Genomic DNA, 7,565 nt, shown 5'->3' on the forward strand with positions numbered 1-7,565 from the left:
GCCATGCTGCAGCATATTGCGATCGGCCAGTACGTGCCGGGACAATCGTTTCTCCACCGTACCGACCCCCGCAGCAAACTGCTGTTCGTGATCCTGTTCGCCGCGCTGGTTTTTTGGGCCAACAATGCGGCCACCTATGCCGTCCTGGTGGGGATTGCGCTGGCTGGCATCCTGTTGTCCCGCCTGTCGCTGACGTATATAGTAAAAAGCCTGCGCCCTGTCTGGCTGCTGATCCTCTTTACCGTGGTCCTGCACCTCTTGATTACCAAGGGAGGAGAGGTCTACTTTAGCTGGGGATGGCTGAGCGTCGAGGAAATGGGCGTCAGGCAGGCGGTGTTCATCTCGCTTCGCTTGACGCTGCTCGTGCTGATCAGCTCCCTGTTGACGCTGACGACGTCTCCGATAGACCTGACGGAAGGGTTGGAGCGGCTGCTCGGTCCCGCCGGCCGGATCGGCGTTCCTGTGCACGAGATCGCCCTGATGATGTCGATCGCGCTTCGCTTTATCCCCACGCTGATGGAGGAGACGGACAAGATCATCAAGGCGCAGACGGCTCGGGGAGCCAATTTGACCGAGGGCAGTCTCGTTCGCCGCGCCCGCAGCCTGATGCCGATCGTCATTCCGCTGTTTATCAGCGCATTCCGCCGGGCGGAAGAACTGGCTTTGGCGATGGAGGCGCGCGGTTATCGCGGAGGCGCGGGGCGCACGCGTCTGCGCAGGTTGAAGTGGAACTGGCGGGACGGCTGCATGGCTGCGGCGGCTTGCGCACTTACGTTTGTGATAGGATGGTGGCGCACATGAGGCGTTTGAAGTGCGTCGTGGCCTACGACGGCACGGATTACAGCGGGTTTCAGGTACAGCCCGATCAGATTACGGTGCAGGGCGAGATCGAAGCTGCGCTGCGGCGGATCACTGGAGAGGAGATCCAGATTGTCGGTTCAGGCCGGACTGATGCCGGCGTCCACGCCCGCGGCCAGGTGTTCCACTTCGATACTGCCAGCGGCATTCCGCTCGAGAAGTGGGCGTTTGTGCTGAACAATCAGCTTCCCGATTCCATCGTCATCCGCTCGGTGGAAGAGGCGGCTCCGACGTTTCACGCTCGTTTTGATGTCAAGGTCAAGGAATACCGTTACTGCATCGACAACGGACCGACCCCCGACGTCTTCCGCCATCGCTATGCCGACCATATCCGCCACCCGCTTGATCTGGAGGCGATGAGGCGCGCTGCCGCTCACCTGGTTGGCGAGCACGACTTCACGTCGTTTTGTTCGGCCAAAACCTTTGTCGAGGACAAGGTGCGGACCGTGTATGACCTGCGCGTGGAGCAGACAGGCAGCGAGATTTGGGTCGTCTGCCGGGGCAACGGGTTTTTGTACAATATGGTGAGGATCATCGTCGGGACTCTGGTGGAAGTGGGCCAGGGCAAGCGCCACCCGGATGAGATCAAGGACATTCTGCAGGCGCGGGACCGGGAACAGGCCGGAAAAACGGCGCCCGCAAAAGGGCTGACGATGTGGGAGGTTACCTATTGACGCTGGGCGGCCGGTTCAAGGTGGGGCAGGCGATTTTCCAGCCGTTGGGGAGGAACTCCGCACTTGACTCTGCCTTTCTGATGTAGTACGATATCTCTTGGTATTTTCATACCCCGCTAGCCCCACTCTAGCCCCGGGATTGAAAAACAAGAACGTGATTAAAATGAAACACCTGGAGATGTTGCTCACCCGTTACAAGCAGCATTCTCCGCTTCACGATTTCCATGATTCCAGATGGAACGGTAACAATTTAGGAGGGACAAACATGCGTACCACATATATGGCGAAACCGCTCGAAGTCGAGCGCAAATGGTACATCGTTGACGCAGAAGGTCAAACGCTCGGGCGTCTGGCTAGCGAAGTCGCTTCCATTCTGCGCGGCAAATACAAACCGGAATTCACTCCGCACGTTGACACTGGCGATTTCGTAATCGTGATCAACGCGGACAAAGTAAAACTGACCGGGAAAAAACTGCAGAACAAAATCTACTACTCCCACTCCCTCTACCCGGGTGGTCTGAAAAAGACGACAGCGGGCGACATGCTGAAAAAGAAACCTGTGAAAATGTTTGAACTGGCTGTAAAAGGCATGCTGCCGAAAAACAGCCTGGGACGTCAAATCTTCACCAAGCTGAAAGTGTACGCTGGTCCGGAACATCCGCACGCAGCACAAAAACCGGAAGTTTGGCAAATCCGCGGATAAGGTAAAGGGAGGAAAGACTCGTGGCACAAGTACAATACTACGGTACAGGTCGTCGTAAGCACTCCGTAGCACGCGTTCGCCTGGTTCCTGGCGAAGGTCGCATTGTGATCAACAAGCGTGACATGGATAACTACTTTGGGTTGGAAACCCTGAAACTGATCGTGAAACAACCGCTCGTACTGACCGAAACACTGGGTCGTTACGACGTATTGGTCAACGTAAAAGGTGGCGGCACCACCGGTCAAGCTGGTGCCATCCGTCACGGTGTAGCTCGTGCGCTGCTGAAAGCTGATCCGGAACTGCGCGGCGTCCTGAAACGCGCCGGCTTCCTGACTCGCGATCCGCGCATGAAAGAGCGTAAAAAATACGGTCTCAAAGCAGCTCGCCGCGCTCCGCAATTCTCCAAGCGCTAAGCTCAGCTGTTTCAAGGATTATTGCCCTTGGCCAGTATTGGTCAGGGGCTTTCCTATTTTTCCGCATCCTGTGTGGTTGGGCAGACAGATTGTATCTCCCGCGAGCCGTCATAATCGCCCGATTTTGTCCATATGTATGGAAAAGAGAATGGGACAAAGGGGACGGTGCAAGGTGGCTCGAAAAGTAGTCGGCTGGGTGCTTGCCTTTTTTTTGCTGCTGGTGTTGTTCACCTACGAAGCGCCGGATCGCTCTTCCTGGACGGCTTGGTCGCTGCCGCTGGCCGGTACGGTGATCGCCATTGATCCGGGACACGGCGGACCGGACGGCGGGGCCGTTTCTGCGGATGGGGCGGTCGTGGAAAAAGACGTGACCCTGGCCATCAGTTTGTATTTGCGCGATTTCCTGCAGCAGGCGGGTGCTTACGTAATCATGACCCGGGAGGAAGACAAGGACCTCGCTTCTCCGGAGGTGCAGAAGCTGCGGCAGCGCAAGTCGGAAGACATACGCAACCGGGTCAAACTGGTCAATGACAGCACGCCCGATTTTCTCGTCAGCATTCACGTCAATGCCATTCCCTCGCCGCGCTGGTCCGGCGCGCAGACCTTTTACTATCCGGCGTACAAAAAGAGTGCGGAGATGTCCTACCTGATCCAGGACGAAATTAAACGGGTGCTTAACAACACCGATCGCCATCCGATCAAAACGGATGACGTCTTCCTGATCCGTGAAGTGAACTGCCCGGCAGTGCTGGTGGAGGTGGGCTTTGTCAGCAACCCGGAAGAAGCGAAACGGCTTCGTTCCGTCGCGTATCAGAAAGCGCTGGCCAACGCCATTTACCAGGGCATACTGCGCCATTACTCGGGCGAGAAGGTGCCAAACCTGCCGTAAGCGCGCCCGCAAACGTGTCCAGCCCTGTTGGATATGCTATAATGGACGCGCGTACGACTGTAGACAATTGGCTAAAGACGCGTTTGACAAATATTGATGCCTGAGGTGGACGATATGTTGACCAAAGAACAAGTGCTGGAAGCGCTGCGTGATGTGAAAGACCCGGAACTTAACCGCAGCCTGGTGGAATTAAACATGATTCGCGACATCCGCATCGACGGAGATACGGTCAGCCTGACTGTCGTGCTGACGATTACCGGCTGTCCGCTGAAAGCGAAGATCGAGCAGGACGTCATTGATGCGCTCAAGCAATTGGGGGCCAAGGAGGTGCGCCTCCAGTTCGGAGCAATGACAGACGAGGAGCGGGCCGCTCTGAGCGCCCAATTGCGCGGGGGACAGACACCGCCGTCTGCTCCTGCTGGACAAGCGCCGCTGTTAAACCCGATTCTGGCCAAAGACTCCCACACCACTTTTATCGCCATCACCTCCGGAAAAGGCGGCGTCGGCAAGTCCACCGTCACCGTCAATCTGGCCGTCTCGCTGGCCCGCTTGGGTAAACGCGTCGGCATTATCGATGCGGACATCTACGGGTTTAGCGTACCGGACATGATGAACATCGAACAGCGCCCGACGGTGATCGGGGAGACGATTTTGCCGGTGGAGAAACTTGGCGTGAAAGTGATGTCTATGGGCTTTTTCGTGGAGGACAACTCGCCGGTGATCTGGCGCGGTCCGATGCTGGGCAAGATGCTGCGCAACTTCTTCACGGAAGTGCACTGGGGCGATGACCTCGACTACATGCTGCTCGACCTGCCGCCGGGAACGGGGGATATGGCCCTTGATGTGCACACGATGATTCCGCAAAGCAAGGAAATCATCGTGACGACGCCGCACCCGACAGCCTCGTTTGTCGCCGCTCGGGCGGGGGCGATGGCCAAGCGGACCGGACACGAGATTCTCGGGGTCGTGGAAAACATGGCCTGGTACGAAGCCAAGGATGGCTCCAAGGAGTACGTGTTTGGCAAAGGGGGCGGGGCGAAACTGGCGGAGGTGCTCAGCACCGAACTGCTGGCCCAGATTCCGCTCGGTCAACCGGACAACCATCCGGCCGAGCCGGACTATACGCCGTCCGTCTACCGGGCTGATTCGCCAATCGGCAAGCTGTATCTGGATATGGCCAAGCGCGTCGCCGAAAAGTGCGAAGCCGGCGGACAATAAGGGAAAACATAAAGGTGGGCTCTTGATCCGAGCTCACCTTTTTCCTTAGGATTGGCCCTCTCCGCTGTCTTCGCCGCCACTTTTGCTCTTGCCTTTTTTCATGGTTTTGGGTTTCATCATGTCTTCCGCGGCCTTGGTCATCAACGTCATCATTTCGGCCTGGAACAGCGGGCTTTGCAGCGCTTCCTTCATGATCTGCATGGTTTGTTTCCGGTAGGCGGAGCTTTTCATCAGGTCCATCAAGTTCTTTTCAAACTCTGGGTCCCGCATGATGCTGAGCATCAGTTTCTGATACTCGGGATCCTTCATCAGGTCTTTTAACAGCGCCTTGTGCTCGTTCTTCATCGATTTGGCCAGTGTGCTGGTAAATTTCGGGTCCTTGAACGCTTCTTTGATCTGCGGATTGTCCGGCTTGGAAATGCTCTGAATCAGGGCGGTACGCACCGTGGATTCGTCCATGATGATGTTTTGCTTAACCGATTCGTCCTTCAACATGTTGATTACGGATTGTTTCGCTTCGTCCGTCTTCAAAATGTCCAGGACCATGTCCTTCATGCTTCTATAATCAGGCTGTGCCGTGTTCTGAGCCTGTCCGCCGACGCCGCAGCTTGTCATGACCAGGCTGACCGCCAGCAACAACCAAAACGGTACGGTTCGTTTCCTCATGGGCGGTGACCTCCTTTACCCGGTTACCTTTAACGTGCACCGATTGTTTTGTTCTTACGCTAGTATTTTCTTGCATGGGTTGGTACAATCATTATCGATGTGGATAGGAGGGACGTACGGTGAGTCTGCGCAAGTATGGCTGGCTGTTTGTAACCACCCTGCTGCTTGGCGGGTTGGGCGGAATTCTGGTTGGCTTGATTTTCGCATCGGATAAATTGCTGGAAGGCGGCATGGCCAATTTTTTCATGGGTTCGTTCATGCAAATGCTGTACGGCATGACCATCAGTATTGTGGCGCAAATGGGCTTTTTTGCCTACATGATGATTAATTACCTCGCCCGGGGGTTGTTCAAGACTGCCTCGTTGTGGAAGAGCATCCAGGTATTTTTGGTATTGTTTGCATTTTTTGATATGGTATACCTGCGTTACACGCTGTTGGGCGAAGACGGCTCTGTCTGGCCGTTTTTCGTGGAGCCGTTCCTGCTGTTGCTGGTCGCTGTTGTCACCGCATACGGAAAAGCGCGCCTGACCAACCAGACTGCATGGGTACCTACGCTGTTTTTTATGTTCGTCTTTTCAGCCATCGAATGGATTCCTGCGTTGAAGCAATTCAACGTGCATGCCACGTTGTCAATGCTGGTGCCGCTCTTGTTCTGCAACATCTGGCAAGTCATGCATTTGCATCGTCTGGTAAAACGGGAAAGCTGACCGCTGTCTGCGGTCAGCTTTTTTCCTTACTTGACTTCCTTGCTTTGCACCTTGGAACCGGCAATCAACTCTGAGACGGTGACGAACTCGTAACCGTCAGCCCGCAGTTTGTCAATAATCTGTGGCAGGGCAAGGTGTGTCTGCTTGCAGGAATCGCTGGCATGGAGCAGGACGATGTCACCCGGGTGGGCTTTGGACAGAACGTTGTTTACAATCGTGTCGACGCCGGGATTGGTCCAGTCCTTGGAGTCGGTGTCCCACTGGATGACCGTGTAGCCCATCTCATGGGCAATACGCAGCACGCGCTTGTCAAAGTCCCCGTTCGGCAAGCGAATCAGCCTGGGCTTTTTCCCTGTCAGTTCGGTCAAGATTGTGTGGGCTCTGCCGATCTGGGAGCGAATTTCCTCGTCTGTGTATTTGCTGTAAAAGTCGTGTTTATGTCCGTGCGACCCGATTTCAAATCCGTCGTCAACGATCCGCTTGACGATCTCCGGATGACGTTGGCTCCAGGCGGAAGACAGGAAAAAGGTCGCTTTGTTTACCTTTTTTTCCTTCAGGATGTCCAAAATGGGGACGGCTCTCGTTTCTCCCCAGCTGATGTCGAAGGTCAGGGCGATTTTTTTCTCTTTGGTATCTACCTTGTAAATGGCTTGGGGGACTTTGCTGCTGTCCGAGATGACGGTGATGGAATCCCGTTCGGCATAGGCGATGCCAGCGGCCATCAGAAGAGCAGTGAAGATGATCAGCACCTGTTTCAAGCGTTGCGTGCTCAAGACGAACATGTATTTCATGACGGCACCTCCTTTGTCCCCTTACAGTTTATGCCGGATTGAAGAGGATATTCTATGTACGCACGGGTATAGTTGCGGTACACTGCATATAGTGTATTAACCAGGCTGTAAAGGAGCGTATCAAATGAACACTCGATTGCGACGCCTGTGGACGGACAACAAATGGTACTTTGTGACTGCCTGCCTGCTGTTTTTGGGCGGAGCCATGGTCGGCTATCTGCAATCCCCAGCCGTGCAGGAGATGGTCAACCGCATGGTGGACGAAATGAGGGAGTTGGTCCAGCGCAGCAAGGAAAGCGGCCTGGGGGTAATGGGTTTGTTCTGGACGATCTTTGTCAACAACGTCACCAGTTCGTTGATCATGATGGCGTTGGGGCTGTTTTTTGCCATTATTCCCGTGATCGGGATGGTGGCCAACGGCGTGATGTTCGGCTATATCCTGGCGAAGACCGGTGCTCTGGGAATAAACCCGTGGCTAGTCCTCGCGGCCGGCATTTTGCCGCATGGCATCATTGAGCTGCCGACGGTCCTGTTCGCCGCCGGTGTGGGCATGCGGTTGGGCGTGCTCAGTTTGCGTTCCATTGGCGGACTGTTTTGGCCAAACAGTTGGGAGCGGGTAAAAAAAGACTGGTACGACGTGTTGAAA

The 7,565-nt window shown here is 55.3% G+C and carries 10 protein-coding genes (1 of these 10 cut by a window edge); 8 read left to right on the forward strand and 2 right to left on the reverse strand.

What is annotated here, in order from left to right:
* The first annotated feature begins 3 nt into the window (after positions 1-3).
* The 6 genes from IRT44_RS06515 (at position 4) to IRT44_RS06540 (ending at position 4,755) form a co-directional block, all read left to right on the forward strand.
* Positions 4-801, forward strand: coding sequence for an energy-coupling factor transporter transmembrane component T family protein (locus tag IRT44_RS06515; RefSeq protein ID WP_171567183.1), 798 nt, complete (start codon positions 4-6; stop codon positions 799-801).
* Positions 798-1,532: a tRNA pseudouridine(38-40) synthase TruA gene (gene truA / locus IRT44_RS06520; protein ID WP_171567184.1), complete on the forward strand. Its 735-nt coding sequence runs from the start codon at positions 798-800 to the stop codon at positions 1,530-1,532. Before IRT44_RS06515 ends, truA begins: the two co-directional genes overlap by 4 nt.
* Positions 1,533-1,797: 265 nt before the next feature.
* Complete coding sequence (rplM, locus tag IRT44_RS06525) at positions 1,798-2,235, forward strand: 50S ribosomal protein L13 (protein WP_171567185.1); 438 nt, start codon at positions 1,798-1,800, stop codon at positions 2,233-2,235.
* A 20-nt stretch (positions 2,236-2,255) separates the two neighbouring features.
* Complete coding sequence (gene rpsI / locus IRT44_RS06530) at positions 2,256-2,648, forward strand: 30S ribosomal protein S9 (protein WP_171567186.1); 393 nt, start codon at positions 2,256-2,258, stop codon at positions 2,646-2,648.
* Between the two features lie 172 nt (positions 2,649-2,820).
* Positions 2,821-3,537: an N-acetylmuramoyl-L-alanine amidase CwlD gene (cwlD, locus tag IRT44_RS06535; protein WP_268255214.1), complete on the forward strand. Its 717-nt coding sequence runs from the start codon at positions 2,821-2,823 to the stop codon at positions 3,535-3,537.
* Positions 3,538-3,651: 114 nt separating this feature from the next.
* Positions 3,652-4,755, forward strand: a complete 1,104-nt coding sequence (locus tag IRT44_RS06540; protein ID WP_171567188.1) for an Mrp/NBP35 family ATP-binding protein — start codon at positions 3,652-3,654, stop codon at positions 4,753-4,755.
* 45 nt (positions 4,756-4,800) lie between these two features.
* Here the strand turns inward: IRT44_RS06540 and gerD are convergent, their stop codons facing one another.
* Positions 4,801-5,421 carry a spore germination lipoprotein GerD gene (gene gerD / locus IRT44_RS06545; protein ID WP_171567189.1) on the reverse strand — a complete coding sequence of 207 codons (621 nt, stop codon included), beginning with the start codon at positions 5,419-5,421 and terminating at the stop codon, positions 4,801-4,803.
* A gap of 119 nt (positions 5,422-5,540) precedes the next feature.
* Between gerD and IRT44_RS06550 the strand changes: the two genes are divergently transcribed.
* Complete coding sequence (locus tag IRT44_RS06550) at positions 5,541-6,128, forward strand: KinB-signaling pathway activation protein (RefSeq protein ID WP_171567190.1); 588 nt, start codon at positions 5,541-5,543, stop codon at positions 6,126-6,128.
* A gap of 26 nt (positions 6,129-6,154) precedes the next feature.
* Here the strand turns inward: IRT44_RS06550 and pdaB are convergent, their stop codons facing one another.
* Entirely contained in the window at positions 6,155-6,919 is a 765-nt protein-coding gene (pdaB, locus tag IRT44_RS06555; protein WP_230077641.1) for a polysaccharide deacetylase family sporulation protein PdaB, read from the reverse strand.
* Between the two features lie 124 nt (positions 6,920-7,043).
* Here pdaB and IRT44_RS06560 point away from each other — a divergent pair, with 124 nt between their 5' ends.
* On the forward strand, positions 7,044-7,565 hold the 5' portion of the coding sequence (locus tag IRT44_RS06560; RefSeq protein ID WP_171567192.1) for a stage II sporulation protein M. It continues 132 nt past the right edge of the window; only the first 522 of its 654 coding nucleotides appear in the window; the start codon lies at positions 7,044-7,046; the stop codon falls past the right edge of the window.

This window comes from Brevibacillus sedimenti (assembly GCF_020923495.1).
Taxonomy (GTDB): domain Bacteria; phylum Bacillota; class Bacilli; order Brevibacillales; family Brevibacillaceae; genus Brevibacillus; species Brevibacillus aydinogluensis.

Coding starts and splice junctions, on each gene's coding strand:
- truA (WP_171567184.1), top strand. CDS start 798: ATGAGGCGTTTGAAGTGCGTCGTGGCCTACGACGGCACGGATTACAGC.
- IRT44_RS06515 (WP_171567183.1), top strand. CDS start 4: ATGCTGCAGCATATTGCGATCGGCCAGTACGTGCCGGGACAATCGTTT.
- gerD (WP_171567189.1), bottom strand. CDS start 5,421: ATGAGGAAACGAACCGTACCGTTTTGGTTGTTGCTGGCGGTCAGCCTG.
- IRT44_RS06540 (WP_171567188.1), top strand. CDS start 3,652: ATGTTGACCAAAGAACAAGTGCTGGAAGCGCTGCGTGATGTGAAAGAC.
- pdaB (WP_230077641.1), bottom strand. CDS start 6,919: ATGAAATACATGTTCGTCTTGAGCACGCAACGCTTGAAACAGGTGCTG.
- rplM (WP_171567185.1), top strand. CDS start 1,798: ATGCGTACCACATATATGGCGAAACCGCTCGAAGTCGAGCGCAAATGG.